20 protein-coding genes are annotated in these 18,092 nt (G+C 49.2%); 18 read left to right on the top strand and 2 right to left on the bottom strand.

All coding sequences use genetic code 11. From position 1 onward, the window contains the following. Nucleotides 1–324 precede the first annotated feature (324 nt). From grpE to H6G89_RS28645, 9 genes are all read left to right on the top strand, one after another. Nucleotides 325–1,116 carry a nucleotide exchange factor GrpE gene (grpE, locus tag H6G89_RS28685; RefSeq protein ID WP_190513132.1) on the top strand — a complete coding sequence of 264 codons (792 nt, stop codon included), beginning with the start codon at nucleotides 325–327 and terminating at the stop codon, nucleotides 1,114–1,116. Nucleotides 1,117–1,294: 178 nt separating this feature from the next. Beyond that, nucleotides 1,295–3,262, top strand: coding sequence for a molecular chaperone DnaK (gene dnaK / locus H6G89_RS28680; protein ID WP_190513130.1), 1,968 nt, complete (start codon nucleotides 1,295–1,297; stop codon nucleotides 3,260–3,262). A 132-nt stretch (nucleotides 3,263–3,394) separates the two neighbouring features. Continuing rightward, nucleotides 3,395–4,519: a molecular chaperone DnaJ gene (gene dnaJ, locus H6G89_RS28675; RefSeq protein WP_190513123.1), complete on the top strand. Its 1,125-nt coding sequence runs from the start codon at nucleotides 3,395–3,397 to the stop codon at nucleotides 4,517–4,519. Continuing rightward, nucleotides 4,516–4,767: a sulfurtransferase TusA family protein gene (locus H6G89_RS28670; RefSeq protein WP_441339454.1), complete on the top strand. Its 252-nt coding sequence runs from the start codon at nucleotides 4,516–4,518 to the stop codon at nucleotides 4,765–4,767. The genes dnaJ and H6G89_RS28670 overlap by 4 nt, the downstream gene beginning before the upstream one ends. A 54-nt stretch (nucleotides 4,768–4,821) precedes the next feature. Next, nucleotides 4,822–5,958: a small ribosomal subunit biogenesis GTPase RsgA gene (gene rsgA, locus H6G89_RS28665; RefSeq protein ID WP_190513121.1), complete on the top strand. Its 1,137-nt coding sequence runs from the start codon at nucleotides 4,822–4,824 to the stop codon at nucleotides 5,956–5,958. Nucleotides 5,959–6,099: 141 nt separating this feature from the next. Then, nucleotides 6,100–7,551 carry a 15-cis-phytoene desaturase gene (gene pds / locus H6G89_RS28660; RefSeq protein ID WP_190513119.1) on the top strand — a complete coding sequence of 484 codons (1,452 nt, stop codon included), beginning with the start codon at nucleotides 6,100–6,102 and terminating at the stop codon, nucleotides 7,549–7,551. A gap of 110 nt (nucleotides 7,552–7,661) precedes the next feature. Continuing rightward, a complete protein-coding gene (gene crtB, locus H6G89_RS28655) occupies nucleotides 7,662–8,591 on the top strand; it encodes a 15-cis-phytoene synthase CrtB (RefSeq protein ID WP_190513117.1) in 930 nt (309 codons plus the stop codon). A 453-nt stretch (nucleotides 8,592–9,044) separates the two neighbouring features. Next, nucleotides 9,045–9,476 carry a pentapeptide repeat-containing protein gene (locus H6G89_RS28650; protein ID WP_190513116.1) on the top strand — a complete coding sequence of 144 codons (432 nt, stop codon included), beginning with the start codon at nucleotides 9,045–9,047 and terminating at the stop codon, nucleotides 9,474–9,476. A gap of 60 nt (nucleotides 9,477–9,536) precedes the next feature. Next, nucleotides 9,537–10,355: an ABC transporter ATP-binding protein gene (locus tag H6G89_RS28645; RefSeq protein WP_309230115.1), complete on the top strand. Its 819-nt coding sequence runs from the start codon at nucleotides 9,537–9,539 to the stop codon at nucleotides 10,353–10,355. 96 nt (nucleotides 10,356–10,451) lie between these two features. Here the strand turns inward: H6G89_RS28645 and H6G89_RS28640 are convergent, their stop codons facing one another. Beyond that, nucleotides 10,452–10,961, bottom strand: a complete 510-nt coding sequence (locus H6G89_RS28640; RefSeq protein WP_190513114.1) for a hypothetical protein — start codon at nucleotides 10,959–10,961, stop codon at nucleotides 10,452–10,454. Between the two features lie 347 nt (nucleotides 10,962–11,308). Between H6G89_RS28640 and H6G89_RS28635 the strand changes: the two genes are divergently transcribed. The 5 genes from H6G89_RS28635 to H6G89_RS28615 all read left to right on the top strand — a co-directional run bounded on the left by H6G89_RS28635 (nucleotide 11,309) and on the right by H6G89_RS28615 (nucleotide 13,951). Further along, nucleotides 11,309–11,794 carry a 2TM domain-containing protein gene (locus H6G89_RS28635; protein ID WP_190513112.1) on the top strand — a complete coding sequence of 162 codons (486 nt, stop codon included), beginning with the start codon at nucleotides 11,309–11,311 and terminating at the stop codon, nucleotides 11,792–11,794. A gap of 43 nt (nucleotides 11,795–11,837) precedes the next feature. Continuing rightward, nucleotides 11,838–12,149: a (2Fe-2S) ferredoxin domain-containing protein gene (locus H6G89_RS28630; protein WP_190513110.1), complete on the top strand. Its 312-nt coding sequence runs from the start codon at nucleotides 11,838–11,840 to the stop codon at nucleotides 12,147–12,149. Between the two features lie 93 nt (nucleotides 12,150–12,242). Continuing rightward, complete coding sequence (locus tag H6G89_RS28625) at nucleotides 12,243–13,040, top strand: E3 ubiquitin ligase family protein (RefSeq protein ID WP_190513108.1); 798 nt, start codon at nucleotides 12,243–12,245, stop codon at nucleotides 13,038–13,040. Between the two features lie 6 nt (nucleotides 13,041–13,046). Next, nucleotides 13,047–13,673, top strand: a complete 627-nt coding sequence (locus H6G89_RS28620; protein WP_190513106.1) for a molybdenum cofactor guanylyltransferase — start codon at nucleotides 13,047–13,049, stop codon at nucleotides 13,671–13,673. Between the two features lie 140 nt (nucleotides 13,674–13,813). Beyond that, nucleotides 13,814–13,951: a hypothetical protein gene (locus H6G89_RS28615; protein WP_190513104.1), complete on the top strand. Its 138-nt coding sequence runs from the start codon at nucleotides 13,814–13,816 to the stop codon at nucleotides 13,949–13,951. 87 nt (nucleotides 13,952–14,038) lie between these two features. Here the strand turns inward: H6G89_RS28615 and H6G89_RS28610 are convergent, their stop codons facing one another. After that, nucleotides 14,039–14,797, bottom strand: a complete 759-nt coding sequence (locus tag H6G89_RS28610; RefSeq protein ID WP_190513103.1) for a ferritin-like domain-containing protein — start codon at nucleotides 14,795–14,797, stop codon at nucleotides 14,039–14,041. Between the two features lie 122 nt (nucleotides 14,798–14,919). Between H6G89_RS28610 and H6G89_RS28605 the strand changes: the two genes are divergently transcribed. From H6G89_RS28605 to H6G89_RS28590, 4 genes are all read left to right on the top strand, one after another. After that, the gene (locus tag H6G89_RS28605; RefSeq protein WP_190513101.1) at nucleotides 14,920–15,060 is read left to right on the top strand and encodes a hypothetical protein; all 141 of its coding nucleotides are present in this window, start codon (nucleotides 14,920–14,922) and stop codon (nucleotides 15,058–15,060) included. A gap of 49 nt (nucleotides 15,061–15,109) precedes the next feature. Next, nucleotides 15,110–16,489: a CRTAC1 family protein gene (locus H6G89_RS28600; RefSeq protein ID WP_190513099.1), complete on the top strand. Its 1,380-nt coding sequence runs from the start codon at nucleotides 15,110–15,112 to the stop codon at nucleotides 16,487–16,489. 411 nt (nucleotides 16,490–16,900) lie between these two features. Next, a complete protein-coding gene (locus tag H6G89_RS28595) occupies nucleotides 16,901–17,146 on the top strand; it encodes a hypothetical protein (RefSeq protein ID WP_190513097.1) in 246 nt (81 codons plus the stop codon). A gap of 431 nt (nucleotides 17,147–17,577) precedes the next feature. Next, complete coding sequence (locus H6G89_RS28590; RefSeq protein WP_190513095.1) at nucleotides 17,578–18,024, top strand: beta-lactamase hydrolase domain-containing protein; 447 nt, start codon at nucleotides 17,578–17,580, stop codon at nucleotides 18,022–18,024. Nucleotides 18,025–18,092 lie beyond the last annotated feature (68 nt).

The raw sequence follows: 18,092 nt of genomic DNA, 5'->3' as shown, positions 1-18,092 counted from the left end.
TGCGTAGAGTATTATGGGGAAATCAGTTGACTTGTTTCAGTTTCTTAACAAATATTGTTTAAGCCTCTAGGTAGACGCTGGTATCTGTTCAAGATGATAGCTCGTTGTTGCAGGGTCAACCCCCGTAAAAGCACTTTAGTACATAGATATTTCATAAAGTTGTGCCCAAATAATATCCCGTACTGAGGATGAGCAAGGGCATGTGAATTACCATTTGGGTAATTTCGATAGAAGTTTTATGTCGGAATGGCGATCGCCTTCTATTTTTCTCCGCTTTCAGGTGATCAATCTGTGATTACATCAATCACTTTAAATTGATGCACAATGTTTGATAAGGAAAAGCAACTAGACAACACACGAGAGACAATGGGTATTAACGAGTCGGGGACTTCACAGAACACCGAAGATAAAGCAACATCTGCTGAGAACAGTGCTATGGGCGACCCAACCCTGAACACTGAATCACCGATGCCTTCAGTAGAGGGAGACAATATTCCAATCGAAGAAGTAGACGAAGCTCTGAGTGACGAGGGCGCAGAGCCTATCTTTGACGCTGCTTCTGAAAATGGGTTACCACTACAGAACGATTATCAAGTCACAATTGACGAGTTGACTAAGCAAATCGAAACCCTGAAATCTCAGGTTGACGAGCGTACCAGTCAGTGTATGCGGATGGCAGCTGATTTTGACAATTTCCGGAAACGGACTCAGAAAGAGAAAGAGGACTTAGAGCAACAGGTCAAATGCTCCACAGTCATAGAGCTTCTGCCTGTTGTGGACAACTTTGAACGAGCACGTCTGCAAATTAAGCCTCAGACTGAGTCAGAAATGACCATTCACAAGAGCTATCAGGGGGTCTACAAAGACCTGGTCGATCGCTTAAAACGTATTGGAGTTGCTCCAATGCGTGCTGAAGGCAAAGAGTTTGATCCAAATCTTCATGAGGCGGTGATGCGAGAGCCAACAGAAGAATTTGCTGAAGGCACAGTCATCGAGGAATTGGTCAGGGGCTATCTATTGGGAGAGCGAGTCCTGCGCCATGCCATGGTGAAGGTCGCCGCTCCACCAGAAGAGGGTATGGCTGAAGAAACTCATTCCAATGAAACAGAAGGTTAATCTGCATGAAAAACCAAGATTCCGTGTCTGTCCAATTACTTCCCAGACGTCATTAAAAAGATTTCATGGTAAGTGATCAGATTCCCGGAAGATTGCGGAATACTTGCTAGAAATGAGTTCAATTCCTAAGCCACACCATTTGTGCTCATTCACTTGAATACGTTTATAGCCGCTAATTATGGGAAAAGTCATCGGTATTGACCTCGGCACGACAAATAGCTGCGTCGCAGTCTTAGAGGGCGGTCAGCCAGTCGTCATTTCAAACTCGGAAGGCGGACGCACGACCCCCAGCATCGTTGGGTTTGGAAAATCAGGCGAACGCCTCGTTGGACAACTCGCCAAGCGGCAAGGGGTGACAAATGCCGAAAACACGGTCTTCAGTATCAAGCGATTCATTGGTCGTCGTTGGGACGATACTGTAGACGAGCGGAGCCGGGTTCCCTATACCTGTATCAAAGGTAAAGACGATACTGTAAACGTTCAAATTCGAGGAAAAACGTATACCCCTCAAGAAGTTTCAGCGATGATCTTGCAGAAACTCAAGCAGGACGCTGAAAATTACCTGGGTGAACCTGCGACTCAAGCGGTTATTACGGTTCCAGCTTACTTCACGGATGCACAGCGGCAGGCAACTAAGGATGCGGGCACAATTGCTGGCTTAGAGGTTCTTAGAATCATCAACGAACCCACTGCTGCTGCACTGTCCTTTGGTCTTGATAAGCAAGACCAAGAGCAAAGCGTACTGGTGTTTGACTTAGGGGGTGGCACGTTTGACGTCTCCGTATTGCAACTTGGAGATGGGGTGTTTGAGGTCAAAGCTACCTCTGGGAATAACCACCTTGGAGGAGATGACTTTGACAATGCTTTGGTGCGTTGGTTAATCAGTAACTTCAGAGAACAAGAAGGAATTGATCTCTCGACCGACAAAATGGCATTGCAACGATTGCGAGAGGCGGCTGAAAAAGCCAAAATCGAGCTTTCCAATATGCTGACAACAACCATCAACCTACCGTTCATCACAGCAGATGAAACGGGACCCAAGCATCTAGAGATGGAGCTAACTCGTGCCAAGTTTGAGGAACTGGTCAGCCATCTGATTCAGGGAACGATTGACCCTGTGACTCAAGCTCTTAAGGATTGTGGGCTGTCTCCGGATCAAATTGATCGCATCCTGTTAGTTGGTGGTTCAACTCGAATCCCAGCGGTGCAAGAAGCTATCAAACAATACTTTGGTGGCAAAAACCCCGATCGCTCGATTAACCCTGATGAAGCCGTGGCACTAGGCGCGGCGATTCAGGCTGGGGTGCTGGGTCGCGAGCCTGGCATGGAGATCCTGCTGCTGGATGTAACCCCACTTTCCCTGGGGATTGAAACGTTGGGTGAAGTATTCACTAAAGTCATTGACCGGAACACCACCATTCCCACTAGCAAGACGCAGACTTTTTCCACCGCCACAGATGGTCAAACCTCTGTTGAGATTCATGTCCTCCAGGGTGAGCGGGCGATGGCGAAAGATAACAAGAGCCTAGGGAAGTTCCAGTTAACAGGTATTCCACCTGCTCCTAGAGGCGTTCCTCAAATTGAGGTCTCTTTTGAAATTGATGCCAACGGCATCCTGCAAGTTTCCGCGCGGGATAAAGGTACTGGGCGTGAGCAAAGTATCCGGATTACCAACACGGGTGGTCTCAGCGAGGCAGAGGTCGAAAAGGCACGTCAGGAAGCTGAAATCTATGCTGAAGAGGATCGTCGCCGTAAATATCTGGTTGAACTACGCAATCAGGCAGATGGTCTGTTCTACAGCTATGAGTCCACTTTGCGAGAACATGCTGACCTTATTAGCGAAGAGCTGAAAGCCGAAGCGGATGCTCGATCCAAAGATCTAAGGCGTGCTGTTATTGACCCCAACATTACGGTTGAAGCCATGAAGCAGTGTCTAGATGCCCTGCAACAAGCACTTCTCGGTGTTGGTGCAGCGGTCTATCAGCAAGCTAATAAGGACGATAGCGATTACTACCCGTCTTATGATCCGGATGCTGGAGATTGGAGTGGTGATAATCATGCTGAGTCTCAACCAACCGAAGATTTTGGCGATTACACTTTCGATGACAATGATACGGTTACGGTTCCCTACGAACCACTTGATTAGGTTAGGATAGGCTAGTAGATATGGGGCGTTGACTGTCAGGTGTTGGAGCACTGCTAAAAATGTAGTGCTAGTGGTTGCCTGCCTAGTCGTGCCTCACTGTTTAACTCTCCTTACTCCCCCAAGCAACACTCTATGGCTCGTGACTATTACGAGATTCTTGGTGTCTCACGAGACGCCGATAAAGAGGAAATCAAACGCGCCTACCGCAGGCTAGCTCGCAAATATCACCCTGATGTCAACAAAGAAGAAGGCGCAGAGGAGCGATTTAAGGAGATTAACCGAGCGTATGAGGTGCTCTCAGAGCCAGAGACTCGGGCTCGGTATGATCGCTATGGCGAAGCGGGTGTCAGTTCTGCGGCAGGAGCTGGTTATCAAGATTTCAGTGATTTAGGTGGTTTTGCCGATATTTTTGAGAGCTTCTTTAGTGGCTTTTCGGGTGGAATGGGTCAGTCTGCACGACGACGCAGCGGACCTGTGCGCGGTGATGATTTGCGCTTAGACCTCAAGCTCGATTTCCGGGAAGCTGTTTTTGGCGGTGAAAAAGAAATTCGAATCAGCCATCTAGAAACCTGCAATACCTGCACAGGTACAGGCGCAAAGCCAGGAACTCGACCTCGTGCTTGTCCAACCTGTAGCGGTTCGGGGCAGGTACGTCGGGCGACTCGAACTCCCTTTGGTAGCTTTACACAGGTATCAGTTTGTCCGACCTGTAACGGAGTTGGGCAAGTCATCGAAGAGAAATGTGATACTTGTGGCGGCAGTGGGCAGAAGCAAGAAGCTAAGAAGCTCAAGATTACGATTCCAGCAGGTGTGGATAATGGCACTCGGCTAAGAGTTTCATCTGAAGGGGATGCCGGCATGCGCGGTGGTCCTTCAGGGGATCTCTATGTCTATTTATTTGTTAATGAGGATGCTGAGTTTCAGCGGGACGGTATCAATATCTTGTCCCAGGTCAAGATCAGCTACTTGCAAGCGATTTTGGGCAGTAAGTTAGAGGTCAACACGGTAGATGGTCCACTTGAGGTCACGATCGCCCCTGGAACTCAACCGGGTACGGTGATCACCCTTGAGAATCGTGGTGTTCCTCGTTTGGGCAATCCGGTCAGTCGTGGCAATCATTTAATCACCGTGTTAGTTGATATCCCCACCAAGATCAATGCCGAGGAGCGAGAACTGCTGGAGAAACTGGCAAAAATCCGGGGCGATCGCACTAGTAAAACCGGGGGTGTCGGTTTTCTAGGGGGGTTATTTCAGTGATTGAATCTGCCAACCTTAAAGCACCTGATGCACAGCTCGATCTGCGAGGCACGCCTTGTCCCATTAATTTTGTTCGTACAAAGTTGCGACTGGAACAAATGCAACCCGGTACGGTATTGGAGGTTTGGTTAGATCCGGGTGAGCCAGTGGAGCAGGTTCCGGATAGTTTGACGATGGAAGGTTACACCATTGAGTTAATCGAAGATCGGAGTGAGTTTTTTGCATTGAGAGTGCGTCGTCCGCTTTAGCTTAATCGCTTAAGCGGCGGCGAATGGATGTCCAGAGTCTGAAGGGTTTGAGTTATGAGTGCTGATGTCGATCCACTCACGTCTGTTGGCGAGGCAAACCCAGTCTCACCCGTTTCGAGCAAACCGCCATTCCTGGGAACTGTCTTAGCGGTTCAAGCCAATTATTACTGGGTGCAGCTTGATGGAGCTGGACCTTCCTCTGGGGTGCAGCCTGAGATATTGCTGTGTACTCGACGATCGCGCCTGAAGAAAATTGGGCAACAGGTTATGGTGGGGGATCGCGTTCAGGTCGAAGAAGTGGACTGGGTTAGCAAGCGGGGGGCGATCGCACAAGTCTTGCCTCGCCATACGGAATTGGATCGTCCTCCAGTGGCGAACGTAGACCAGATTTTTCTGGTATTTGCGCTGGCGGAACCGACGTTAGAACCGTTGCAACTGAGCCGATTTTTGGTGAAAGCCGAGTCTACTGGGTTAGCTGTAGGTCTGTGCCTGAATAAAAGCGACTTGATTTCATCACAGGAGTTGCAGAGTTGGGGCGATCGCCTGCGAGAGTGGGGCTACAACCCTATTGCAATGAGCGTTCAGAGGAACCAGGGGTTGGACGCGATCCAGGCTCAGTTAGCGCATCGTATTACCGTTGTTTCTGGTCCCTCTGGGGTTGGTAAATCAAGTTTAATCAATCATCTAATTCCGGAAATCGAAGTGCGAGTGGGGGCGGTTTCCGGTAAGTTAGGTCGGGGGCGTCACACGACTCGCCACGTAGAGCTATTCACGTTACCTCAGGGAGGGCTGCTGGCAGATACGCCGGGGTTCAATCAACCCGACATCGACTGCACCCCTAGAGAATTAGCCAGTTATTTTCCTGAAGCTCGCCATCGCCTGAGTCAAGCAAGTTGTCAGTTTAGCGATTGTCTGCACCGGGATGAACCCAACTGTGCAGTGCGCGGAGATTGGGAGCGATATGAGCATTACCTGACATTTTTAGAAGAGGCGATCGCGTATCAAACGGCACTGGAGCGATCGGGCACAGTGGAATCGACGGTAAAACAAAAGATTCGCCAGGAGGGACAGATTGAAACGGAACCCAAACTGGCTACTAAGAAATATCGCCGTCCTTCTCGCCGCACTCAGAAACAAGCCCTCAAGGATTTATATCGGGATGCCGAGTTGCTGACTGAAGAGGACAACTGAAACATCCAAAATGAGAGTAAATCGGTTGATTTCTTTGGGAATTTGCCAGAAAAGAAAGTTTCGGCGATCAAAATGTTACGGATTGCAACATATAATTAATGGAACACGATGATCAAGCATATCGAAGGATAGAAGCCATACATGCGAGTTGCGATCGCTGGAGCAGGATTAGCCGGTCTTTCTTGTGCCAAATATTTGGCTGATGCTGGACATACTCCCATCGTTCTGGAGCGGCGGGACGTATTGGGGGGCAAGGTAGCAGCCTGGAAAGATGAAGACGGTGATTGGTACGAAACAGGGTTACACATCTTCTTTGGTGCTTATCCCAACATGCTGCAACTGTTCAAAGAGTTGGACATTGAGGATCGGTTGCAGTGGAAAGAGCACAGCATGATTATGAATCAACCCGACAATCCTGGGGTTTATTCTCGCTTCGATTTTCCCGATATTCCTGCACCCTGGAACGGAATTGCAGCGATTTTACGTAACAATGACATGCTCACCTGGGAGGAAAAAATCAAGTTCGGCTTGGGCTTGATTCCAGTGATGGTGCGTGGTCAGAGCTACGTTGAGGAGATGGATCGCTATTCCTGGACAGAATGGTTGCAAAAGCACGGCATTCCAGAGCGGGTGAATGATGAAATTTTCATCGCCATGTCTAAGTCGCTTAACTTCATTGGACCAGATGAAATTTCCTCGACTGTTATTCTCACCGCTATGAATCGCTTCTTGCAGGAGCGATATGGTTCCAAGATGGCATTTTTGGATGGCTCCCCAACAGAGCGACTATGCCAACCAATGGTGGATCACGTTGTGGAGCGGGGTGGTGAAGTTCGCCTCAATGCCCCCCTCAAGGAAATCCTATTAAACCCTGACAATTCAGTTCGTGGCTTCTTGATTCGTGGGCTGGATGGAGCAGAGGATGAAGTGGTTACTGCCGACGTTTATGTATCGGCGATGCCTGTCGATCCTCTCAAGGTGATGTTGCCTGCTCCGTGGCGTGAGATGGATTACTTCAAGCAACTCAATGAGTTGGAAGGAGTCCCCGTTATCAACCTTCATCTCTGGTTTGATCGCAAGTTGACGGATGTGGATCATCTGCTGTTTTCGCGATCGCCCCTCCTCAGTGTCTACGCCGACATGAGCAACACCTGCCGCGAGTATGCCAACCCCGATCGCTCGATGTTGGAGCTAGTCCTGGCACCTGCTCACGAGTGGATTACCCGCTCTGATGAAGACATCGTGGCAGCGACACTAGTTGAACTCAAGAATCTATTCCCCGATCATTTTGGGGGTGATGACTCAGCGAAACTGTTGAAGTACAAGGTCGTGAAGACCCCACGTTCGGTTTATAAAGCCACTCCTGGGCGGCAGCAATATCGCCCCTCCCAGACGACTCCGATATCCAATTTCTACTTGTCTGGTGACTTCACGATGCAACGTTATCTAGCCAGTATGGAAGGTGCGGTGCTTTCTGGTAAGCTGACAGCGCAGGCTATTAGTCAGCGATCGCTTGCGATTGATGCGTCATCGCCTGCTTTGGATCCGTCACTGCCTCACCTGGAGTCAGTTCAACCGTCTCCGGCTCACTAAGATTTGTTGGTTGCGATCGCCCAAATAAGCTTTGGCTTAAATACACAAAAGCTTAAAGATTGTAACCAAATGCTGATAGTTTTAAAGTCTATCCACCAGCTTGCAATGTAATGCTGCAATTGCCTGAATCTCCCCGCATCACCCCCCTGGCTTCCTTGGAGGATGCCTATGAGCTTTGCCGTCAAGTCATCGCAAAGCATTCCACGACGTTTTATTTGGGCACGTTATTGCTTCCTCCCGGTAAGCGACAGGCATTTTGGGCAATTTATGCCTGGTGCCGTCGCACCGACGAGTTAGTTGATGGACCACTCGCTGAACTCACGACCGAAGCAACGCTTGACCAGTGGGAACATAGCCTGGAGTCGGTGTTTGCGGGTCACCCCATCGATGACTTTGATGTTGCCTTAGTAGACACGTTAGAGCGATATCCCGTGGAGATTCAGCCCTTTCGGGACATGATTGCGGGGCAGCGGATGGATTTATATCGCAGCCGCTATGACACCTTTGAGGAGTTGAACCTGTACTGTTATCGCGTCGCCGGAACAGTTGGTTTAATGTCAAAAGCCATTATGGGGTTAGACACGACACAGCATACGGCTCCCTGGTTTCAGCAGCAAGAACTGTACATTCCCAGAGAAGAGGCGATCGCACTGGGCATTGCTAAACAACTGACCAATATTTTGCGGGATGTTGGGGAAGATGCACGTCGCGGTCGAATCTACATCCCCTTAGAAGAATTAGCTCTGTTTAACTACACCGAGCAGGATTTGCTCAACAGCGTGATCGACGATCGCTGGTGTGAGCTAATGAAGTTCCAGATCCAGCGAGCGCGCAAGTTTTATGCCAGTGCTGAGCGGGGCATTCGGATGTTAAGCCCTGATGCTCGCTTCCCATTGTGGGCGGCTCTCATGTTTTATCGTCGAATTCTGGATGTGATTGAGCGCAACCAGTATGATGTGTTTAACAAACGAGCCTTTGTGCCGAACTGGGAAAAGTTTCTCTGCCTGCCTCTAGCGAAGTTGCGGGCTGAGGTGCTGTAGGAATTGTCAATAGTAAACGGTCAATTGTCCGTGGTCAATCGTCAATCAACGGTCAATTGTTAATCGTTCGCGGTCAATCGTTAATTGTCCGTGGTCAATCATCAATAGTTAACCGTCAATTGTCAATCAACGGTCAATCGTCAATCGTCCGTGGTCAATGGTTCATTGCTCCTTAAGGACTGCTGACTACCGATCGTGCGCGGTTGGCTGATTCGATCTCTGTCAGGAATTCTTATCTTGCGTGCTGTATCTAACGGTACAGCGGAGGTTTTCTGTGGAATTGCACTACTGTCAGGCTAATCCTAACGGAGGATAGATTGTCTTGACGATTCCATCAATGGAACGAAGATAGGGTGCTACTGCCTGTGTCACGCTAACAATGAGAGGTTTAGAGCACACCTGTTCTCTCAAAGATAACCTCCGCACTTCCCTGGCGTTTTTGGAGGTAGAGATATGAAATTTGGAGTACTGACAGCGGTTGGTGTCCTGGTATCAGCAGCGATCGCCCTCCCGGTGAATGCAGCTGATCCGGCTCAGGTCCAGCAATTGTTAGAAACGGGAGCTTGTGCCGGGTGCGATCTGCGGGGTGCAGATTTAACAGGTGCTCATTTAATTGGGGCTGATTTGAGAAACGCGAACTTAGAGCGCGCCATTCTGGTCAATGTCAATCTAGAGGGTGCAGATTTGACGGGCGCGAATCTAACCAATGCCAACTTGACAGGGGCATTTGCGACAAACGCTAGCCTGACTCAGGCGAATCTGACCAATGCAAACTTGACGGATGCGACAGTCCACCAGGCTGACACTGCCGGAGCTATTTTGACGGGTATTAACCTGACAGGGGCTGAGGTCTGGGGCAGTGACATTAACGTTGGGGGAGACTAGGGATAGAAGTCAGGGTTGAAAGCTAACCGCTTAGATATGCAAGAATGGCTGAATGGGTAAGTGCTGTTATTGCTAACGGTTAGTGCCCTCGATCGCACTGTTGTCAGAGATGAATCTATGGGTGATATGACCCCGCTGCTAGTTGTAGAGGATGTCTACGCTGGATACATAAAAGATTTGGATATTTTGCAAGGGATTAACTTCAGGGTGTATCCGGGGGAACTCGTGGCAATTATTGGTCCCAATGGAGCGGGTAAATCCACCTTGGCAAAAACTATCTTTGGGTTGCTCTCTCCCCACCGGGGCAAAATTCTCTTTCAGGACGAGAATATTGCTGGACTGAAATCGGATCAGATTGTCCGTCGGGGCATGTGTTATGTTCCACAGATCTCAAACGTATTTCCTTCACTCACGGTCGAAGAGAACTTGGAGATGGGAGGATTTGTTCGAGAGGCGTCCCTAGGCTCGTCAAAGCAACGGATTTTTGAGATGTTTCCAGTGCTGGCTGAGCGACGACGACAGCGAGCCGGAACGCTTTCTGGTGGAGAGCGGCAGCAACTTGCAATGGGGCGAGCCTTGATGCTGGAGCCTAGCCTACTCTTGTTGGATGAGCCATCCGCTGCCCTATCTCCGCAAATGGTTCAGGGAGTTTTGGATCGGATTAAGCAAATTAACGAGTCTGGAACGGCGATCGCCCTGGTGGAGCAAAACGCGCGTAAAGCTCTGGCAATGGCAGATCGGGGATATGTTCTGGATACGGGACGCGATCGCTTTGAGGGGCGCGGCAGTGATTTGTTGAATGATCCCAAGGTGGGAGAGCTTTATCTGGGGGCAAAGTCGCACCAGGCAGTCCCAGGCAATGTCAATCCATCCCTGTAAAAACAAAAACCTGTAAAAACAAAAAAGGGTCTAGTTCTCTAGACCCTTTATTATTCAGAATTCGTTGGATGAGGGTTATGACACCTATTGCGGGAATTAGTCGATGAAACCCATCAGTGTCTCAGCGTCATCGATTTCATTTGAAGCGATGGGGCGACCACCCGGCAACATAGACGCTTCTAGTAGATGAGGGTCGCTAGCAAATACAGGACGACCACCAGGAAGCGACAAATCTTCTCGGATGACGAGGTCACTCGCAAAAATGGGACGCCCTCCCACAGCAGTGACATCCAACACTTTGATATGGCTTGCCATGATGGGACGGTTGTTAAGAATCGTGCCGTATACGTCTAGATTGCTCACTGCAATGGGGCGATCGCCCGATACAGAAATCATCCCAGCAACACCACTAGACGCTTGTTCAGCGTTGGGTTTCAAGGACAGGGCAGTTATCTCAGTCTTTGCGTCACCATTGCTGGTCGTTTTTGTTTGCTCAGCCATATTTTGCTCCGTTGCTGCTGGACTATCCGTCGTGCTTTCCACTGTTGTCTCCTTTGTAGCCTTGCCTCTGCGACCGTTACGCCTGACTGGGTTCGTAGCGTCCATGAGTCAATCCCTCTGAATCAATCTTTAGCTATGACCGTGAAAAAATCTGCTTCAAACCGTCAATCTCAGGACTTGTCGCAGTTGTAAAAAGTTTTTTTAAAAAAGATTCCCACACCACATTATAAAACGAGCTGGCTAGCTCAACTGAAAGATTTAGCCAGGAAATCATAGGAATCTCTTAATAATCTAATTTGCGAATCTTACTGAAATCTAAAAATAGCCATGCTTTAGCTGGAATAAGATACAAATCTTATTCTGTCTCTGTCTTGATATCCGTACCCTAACCCAATGTCACTGGGGGTTAGATTTTCGTATAACGGAATTGTAGGTCTGGGTTGTATGTCCTCATGCTCACCTCTGAAGCGGCGATGACTGATCTGTATAGCCAGGAAGATGTTCAAGAGATTTTGCAGTTGGCGATCGCCCGTCAAACGGATGCGGGTGAGTTGACTCGTGCCCAACTGTTGGAGATCGCTGATGAGCTAGGGATTTCCCCTATGGATTTGCAGTTAGCTGAGCAGGAATGGCTGACACGACAAGGTGAGAACCGAGAGCGACAAACCTTTAATCTTTATCGGCAACAACGGCTCAAACAGCGGTTAACTCGCTTTCTCATTGTCAACGCCTTTTTGGTTGTGTTGAATCTACTGACAGCGGGTGGGTTGACGTGGTCACTGTATGTCCTTTTAGGGTGGGGTGTCTTCACGGCGTTGAGTGTCTGGAAGTTGCGGCAGATGGATGGAGACGACTACGAGGATGCCTTTCAGAAGTGGCGTCGTCGCCGTTTAATTAAGAAATCGATTAATACCTTTTTTGATCGATGGTTGCGATAGAAGGTATTCAGGGAGTGGGGAGTAGGGAATTAGGGAGTAGTAGATGAAGCGTCGCTGCGTTCTGGTTTGTCAAGCTCGATCGTGTGCCAGAAGTGGCTCAGAAGACGTATTAGCTGCGTTTCAAAAAACCGATTTGCCGACTGTGTTTGCTAGTGGCAGTGAGTGCATGGGGCAATGTGCGTCTGGACCAACCGTACAGGTGATGCCTGATCAGGTTTGGTATTGCCGTGTCAAGGTGGAGGATGTGCCCCTGATCGTGGAACAGCACCTCAAAGCCGATCAGCCCGTTGAGGCATTGTTACATCCGCGATTTCACCCGCGTGATGATGCTTTTATTCCTTCTGAATCTGTGTAACTCTCTTTATCATTTCCCGCAATCCGGCAGTTGCTCAGCCAAGATGGTTTTGGGAACTATATAGCTCAAGCCAGGTAAATGGGAGCGGAGTAGATGGGATTCCTGATTGTGGGCGTCATTTTGATGATTGTAGGCGTCGTCCTCTTTTTTATTCAAAAGAACCAAAAAAATAAAGCGTTTTGTCTGAGATCGGCTCGTCCGGTAACGACCACTGAGTTGAAGGATATGTCAAAAGCGATCGCCCAGGAGATTGGGGGTGGTAGTTGGCGTGATTATGTCAAGCTGTCGGGGGTGATTCAGTGCGATCGCCCGATTACCTCCGAGTTGAAGCAGGAACCGTGTGTTTATTACAAGATGGAAGTGCGGCGCGAGTACGAGGAGAAGGTGACGAAGCAGGACAGTGAGGGTAAATCGTATCAGGATACACAACGGGGGTCTGAAGTCATCTCCAGCAATCAGCAGTCGATTCCCTTCACGATTCAGGATGACAGAGGGGCGATCGAGGTCAACCCCGATGGAGCCAATATTGAAACAGTAAAGATTTTGGATGAATTTCGTCCAGAGCAAGCCGTTGGCGGATTGTTATCCTTCGGCGGGTTTTCTCTGGCTGTAAACTCTTCCTTTGGCAATCGCAGAACGCTGGGCTATCGTTATTCCGAGTCCATTTTGCCGCTCTACCGCAAAGTATTAGTCGTGGGCACGGTCAGTGATAGTGGGGGGTTGGTGATTCAAAAACCACCTGAATCTGAACAGCAATTTATTATTTCGTTGAGAACGGATGAGGAATTGACCAAAGCAGCTGACCGGAATGCGAAAGGAGCCTTTTACGGCATGGTTGGTTGTTTGGCAGTTGGAGCGGTTTTGGTGTTGGTTGGTCTAGTGGCTAGATAGAAGCCCATGAAGCCTGTAGATGCAACACAGTCTGAGGTGGCGGCGATCGTTCTGGCAGGAGGTACCAGTTCACGGATGGGGTGCGATAAGGCACTCCTCCCGGTCAATGGGATGCCTTTATTGCGGTGGGTTTGCCAGATGGCGCAGGAGTGCGCTGATCCGGTGTATGTGGTTACAGGATGGGGTGAGCGGTATTACGAGGTTATCCCAGAGGGTTGTTGGGTGATTCAGGAAGGGGAAGCAATTCCAGATTGGAAACCTCAGGGACCTCTGGTGGGGTTTGCAGAAGGACTGACTCAGGTCAAGACGGATTGGGTGCTCGTGTTGGCGTGTGACCTGCCGAGATTGAGAGCGGATGTGTTGCAAGCGGCGATCGCCCAGTTACCCACCGTTCCATCAGAAGCGATCGCCTGTTTACCACGCCAATCAAACCGTTGGGAGCCACTGTGTGGGTTTTATCGGCGATCGTGTCTGTTGGAGTTACAGGGGTTTATCGAGTCAGGGGGGCGATCGTTTCAACGGTGGTTAGCGACGCAAGTAGTGGCTGAGTTACACCTGGATGATCCCTCGATTCTGTTTAACTGCAATACCCCAGCGGACTTGGCGCGTTGGGCTGATAGTCATTTGAATTGAAAACGGGACGGTAGTGTCCTAGCGGGAGGGATGGTGAGAGGGTAAAAGAGTGAGAATACCCACGCTCATACTCCCTCACTCTCGCTTTCTTAATCCCATCCTTTCCTAAATAACGTCAGTTTGGTTTAAGAGCCTGGTGAATGAATTCGCGGCTACTAGAGCGAAGTCCACCGACGCGGACTCCGGAAAAGGCAGGATTTGACGAACCGACGCAGGTCGGTTTTGCTCCGATAGCGGCGGTTTTAACCACCGAAATCCTTATCCCGAATTTACGTTAAATAGGACTACCAACGGGACAAATTGCTGTACGGGGCTTAGCATTGCCAAGACCCTTCTCAGGCGTTAGAGGTTTGATCTACTGGTGCTCAGACTGAAGCCAACTCAGGCGCAGCAGGTTCTTCTGCCAGGGCAGCCATTTCAGGAGAGACGCCATCCTGCACCATTGACGGAAACTTACCGCTGCGTTGAAAGAGATTGCCAACCATTGCCAACAGCGCGTTGACTTTGCGTGTGCGCCAGTGGGCGATCGCTTCCTCCGCCTCAGCATATGAAACACGTCGCTGCATAGCTTCATGTAGATAGGCAGCGTGCCCTGTCTCATCGCTCGCAATACTGAGCAATCCTTTCTGAAGAAAAACACTGGCATCATCATCGGGAAGTGCTCTCGCCATCCGAGCAAACTCCTTGCTGGCGTCCAACTCAAGGATGTAAGTACTGGCAAAAAACACCATCCAGTCAATGGTTTGAGGGCTTAACTGCTCTGGACTGTACCCCTCAAAATAGGCTTCAAAGAACGGACTGCGACGCCGTTCATCTGTATCAGTCTTCGGCAAACTTTTGAAGTCAATCACTTGCTTATTCAAGCGTTTGAGTGCTTGAGCAAAGATTTGACCATGTCGCCGTTCATCTTGAGCGTGGCGAGCCAACCGCTCTGCTAGCCATTCATCGCCTTCGTTAGCGGCACGTTGGCTTAACGCCTCCAAAAACGGCACTGACCCAGATTCTGCTAATTGAAAGCCTGCTAATACGTTAGGGCGCGTTTTGGAGTCTCGGATATTGGCAGCAGTGATGTAAGCGACCGCGCCGGAACCAGCTAGATGTAAGAGATGAGTCCAAAAGTTCATAAGCGTGGGAGGGTAGGAGAGTGGGAGGGTAGGAAGAGACGCAATTTATCGCGTCTGTCTTGATGAGTGGAAAGGGAAGAGAGTAGGGGAATGGGGAGTAGAGGGTCATTGGTGGCTGACGATTGACCCGTGGTTCCTCCCTTTTGATTTTAGAAGCGTTTTTCAAAATGGTTCTGGTCAAAGGAGCACAACCCTGGCAGGATAATTGGAATAACAACCCATTTGGGGACGCAGGTGGCGATCGCACCTGTTCTGAATCTTGAATTGAGTTTTTTCACGCATTCTGCTGGGTGCAGCCTCGGCGTAGCCTCTATGTTTATCGACAAAAGTTCTCTCTTGCTTCACAATCCGGCACAGCTTAACTACGGCGTTGCAGTTACCGACATTGATGGCGATGGTGCGTTTGAGTTATTTGTGGCAGGGTTTGGAGAGCGCAACCTGGTGCTCAAATGGCAGGAAACCGGGTTTGTGGATATTGCAGATGCAACACTAGCCGATGATGGGCGACGGGCAATTGGGGTAGCTGCGGCTGATTTAGATGGCGACGGGCGTGAAGAAATTTATGTGTTAAATACCGATGCCTTTGCAGGTCGCAAGCAATTTGGCGATCGCCTGTTTGACTGGCAGGATGGCATCTGGCAGGATTTATTTTCTTTGCCACAAAATCAGGATGCTCTGAATCTCACGGCAGGGCGATCGGTCGCCTGGGTCGATCGCCATGGTTCTGGAAAATACGGTTGTATTGTCGCTAATTATGGCGGTTCAATGCGGCTCTATGAGTTGAATGAGGATGGCATGTTAGCTGATGTGGCTCCTGAAGCAGGCATCAACCTCAAAACCGGGGGGCGAGGGTTAGTCGCGGCACCGTTAGTGTCAGAGCGAATGGACATCTTTGCGGCTAACGAGAATGGGGCTAATTTTTTGTTTCGCAATCAAGGGGATGGCACCTTTGTTGAAATTGCGGCGATCGCCAACTTGAGTGACCCCTACGAACATGGGCGCGGCATTGCTGTTTTGGATGCTGATGGAGATGGTCGCTTTGACCTGGTTTACGGCAACTGGGAAGGACCGCATCGCCTTTATTTACAACAGGAACCCAGCAAGTTTCGTGAAAGTGCCCCACTGGCGATGGCAATTCCTTCGCGGATTCGCACCGTAATTGCTGCTGATTTTGATAATGACGGCTACGACGAATTGTTTTTCAACAACATTGGGCAACCCAATCGGTTGTTTGGTTGGCGGAATGGTAAGTGGATTTCGCTTGATACGGGAGACGCTCTGGAGCCATCTGGCTTGGGAACCGGAGCCGCTGTGGGAGACTTTGACGGAGATGGACGACTGGAACTGATCATTGCGCATGGCGAGTCCGGTGCTCAACCGCTGTCGCTCTACCACGTTGCTAGCAACGGAGCCTCTAGTAGTTATTCCTGGTTGCGGGTGTTGCCACTGACTCCCTATGGTGCTCCAGCACGCGGCGCAGTGGTGACGTTAACCACGGCAGAACGCAGACAGACCAAGGCGATCGATGCGGGGAGTGGTTATCTTTGCCAGATGGAGCCTGTTGCTCACTTCGGGTTAGGAACAACGACACAGATTGAGACAGTAGAAGTGCGCTGGTTGGATGGAGCGACCGCCAAACTTGTTGCCCCACAACCCAATCAGTTAATTCGTGTGCCCCACCCCAACTCCTAAAACATTCCAGTTAAAAACGTAACTTTGTAAGGATAATCAAGTTACGTTTTGTAGCGCAAGATTGCGAAATGCAGAATTGCGCCAAAATGGCTTCTCAGATCCGTTATTGTTGTTGACAATAAGCTGTCACAGGGCACGTCAATACTATCTCACAACAAAGATTGATCTGAAGTTAACCACAACTCAATTTCAACAACATCAGCTCTTCGAGCATTCCTCAAAAACTTCAATAATGACTGCAACAATGGAGCGTGCAATCAGACTTTGAATCACTGATTGCGAACTGTGTGGTTGCTCATAATCGGCTACCTTCTAATTCTTGAAGTGGCGGTAATTCTAGCTTCAACTCTGCGCGATCGCCGCTCTCAGAAATGAGTGCTTATAACCAATAATTAAAAAATCAGTCTGTATATGAATATTGATTTAGAAAATCTTTCCCAGCTTGTTTTAACGTCCCTATTGCCGTTTCTAATTAGCCTACTGGATGACGCTTTGTTATTAGGTCTGGCGCGTCTAGGGTGGAATTTGCCCTGGTTACATTGGCTTTCCATCATTCTGGTGATTGTCACCGTGACTTATTCCGTCATTCATCTGGTTAAAAGCAAACCCTTTCAAAAACTTTTAGGGCGGCAAGTCGTTGATAGCTCAAAGGTTTAAGGAATTACTCCTCACAAGTTCCTCATATTCTTTTCGTAACTTTAAGCTAAGGCTAAGTAAATCTAGCTTTTCTAATCACCGGCTAACCCTTCTGGGTTGTAAGAGCAATAATCTACCCCTTGATATCAGGTTTAGAAGCTTATTGATGAGCTTTTAAGCTGGTTAGCTATTGCCATCGATTAGGCAGTGAAGGAGGTATGGGGGCATTGCCCTCATTCAGGGGTTTTGACCCCTGTCCTTCATCCTAATGGGGATGGCTGTTGCTAAATGTCAGTTTAATTGAAACGATAAACCTCTTTGCCGTTAGAGGATGAATGTCTGATGAGTTCTGAATGTTGGATTGAGAATTTGCTCCGCTCAATTTAAGGCAACCTTTGTCCACGATCTCTCAGCATGAATGCCCCGTAATGAGTAACTTGCAGGAGGCTGCAATGCTTAGTTTTAGTACTATTCGCAGAATTAATGATGATCTGGCGATCGCCGGACAAGTCACGTCAGCGCAGTTGAAAGAAGTTGCGATTGAGGGCTATCATTCGGTGCTGAATTTGCGATCGCCCAACGAAGTCGGTTTCCCCGATACCGAACAGCAAGAAGCCGAATTGTTAGGGCTGCATTACAGCAACGTTCCGGTCAATCCTGAGACGCTCGATTGTGACCTGACGCTGCAAGTCTTGCGACAAATTAATGTGTTAGCAAAACCCATTTTGATCCACTGTAGTAACGCGGTCGTTGCAGCCGCAATAGCATTAATCCATGTTGCTGTTAGCCAGGGATTGACCGTAGAACAAGCATTTCAGCAGGTTGAGTCATTGGGTTTGTTGCATCGCTCCTACGAGGGCGATCGCGTGAAGGTCAGGCACAAGGGTGTGAGGAGTTGAGAGTCAGGGGGAGATGTAAAGGCTTTTCAGGGCAAAACTGATGTAAATGACACATCAACCGCTGTGCC

The sequence above is a fragment of the Oscillatoria sp. FACHB-1407 genome, from assembly GCF_014697545.1.
GTDB lineage: Bacteria > Cyanobacteriota > Cyanobacteriia > Elainellales > Elainellaceae > FACHB-1407.
Note: the sequence above shows the minus strand (reverse complement) of the source record. Positions and strands in the feature narration are given on the sequence as shown.

Coding starts and splice junctions, on each gene's coding strand:
- dnaJ (WP_190513123.1), top strand. CDS start 3,395: ATGGCTCGTGACTATTACGAGATTCTTGGTGTCTCACGAGACGCCGAT.
- H6G89_RS28615 (WP_190513104.1), top strand. CDS start 13,814: ATGAATTCGCGGCTACTAGAGCGAAGTCCACCGACGCGGACTCCGGAA.
- H6G89_RS28610 (WP_190513103.1), bottom strand. CDS start 14,797: ATGAACTTTTGGACTCATCTCTTACATCTAGCTGGTTCCGGCGCGGTC.
- H6G89_RS28640 (WP_190513114.1), bottom strand. CDS start 10,961: ATGGACGCTACGAACCCAGTCAGGCGTAACGGTCGCAGAGGCAAGGCT.
- dnaK (WP_190513130.1), top strand. CDS start 1,295: ATGGGAAAAGTCATCGGTATTGACCTCGGCACGACAAATAGCTGCGTC.
- grpE (WP_190513132.1), top strand. CDS start 325: ATGTTTGATAAGGAAAAGCAACTAGACAACACACGAGAGACAATGGGT.
- H6G89_RS28650 (WP_190513116.1), top strand. CDS start 9,045: ATGAAATTTGGAGTACTGACAGCGGTTGGTGTCCTGGTATCAGCAGCG.
- crtB (WP_190513117.1), top strand. CDS start 7,662: ATGCTGCAATTGCCTGAATCTCCCCGCATCACCCCCCTGGCTTCCTTG.
- H6G89_RS28595 (WP_190513097.1), top strand. CDS start 16,901: ATGAATATTGATTTAGAAAATCTTTCCCAGCTTGTTTTAACGTCCCTA.
- H6G89_RS28635 (WP_190513112.1), top strand. CDS start 11,309: ATGCTCACCTCTGAAGCGGCGATGACTGATCTGTATAGCCAGGAAGAT.
- H6G89_RS28620 (WP_190513106.1), top strand. CDS start 13,047: ATGAAGCCTGTAGATGCAACACAGTCTGAGGTGGCGGCGATCGTTCTG.
- pds (WP_190513119.1), top strand. CDS start 6,100: ATGCGAGTTGCGATCGCTGGAGCAGGATTAGCCGGTCTTTCTTGTGCC.
- H6G89_RS28630 (WP_190513110.1), top strand. CDS start 11,838: ATGAAGCGTCGCTGCGTTCTGGTTTGTCAAGCTCGATCGTGTGCCAGA.
- H6G89_RS28590 (WP_190513095.1), top strand. CDS start 17,578: ATGCTTAGTTTTAGTACTATTCGCAGAATTAATGATGATCTGGCGATC.
- H6G89_RS28600 (WP_190513099.1), top strand. CDS start 15,110: ATGTTTATCGACAAAAGTTCTCTCTTGCTTCACAATCCGGCACAGCTT.
- rsgA (WP_190513121.1), top strand. CDS start 4,822: ATGAGTGCTGATGTCGATCCACTCACGTCTGTTGGCGAGGCAAACCCA.
- H6G89_RS28625 (WP_190513108.1), top strand. CDS start 12,243: ATGGGATTCCTGATTGTGGGCGTCATTTTGATGATTGTAGGCGTCGTC.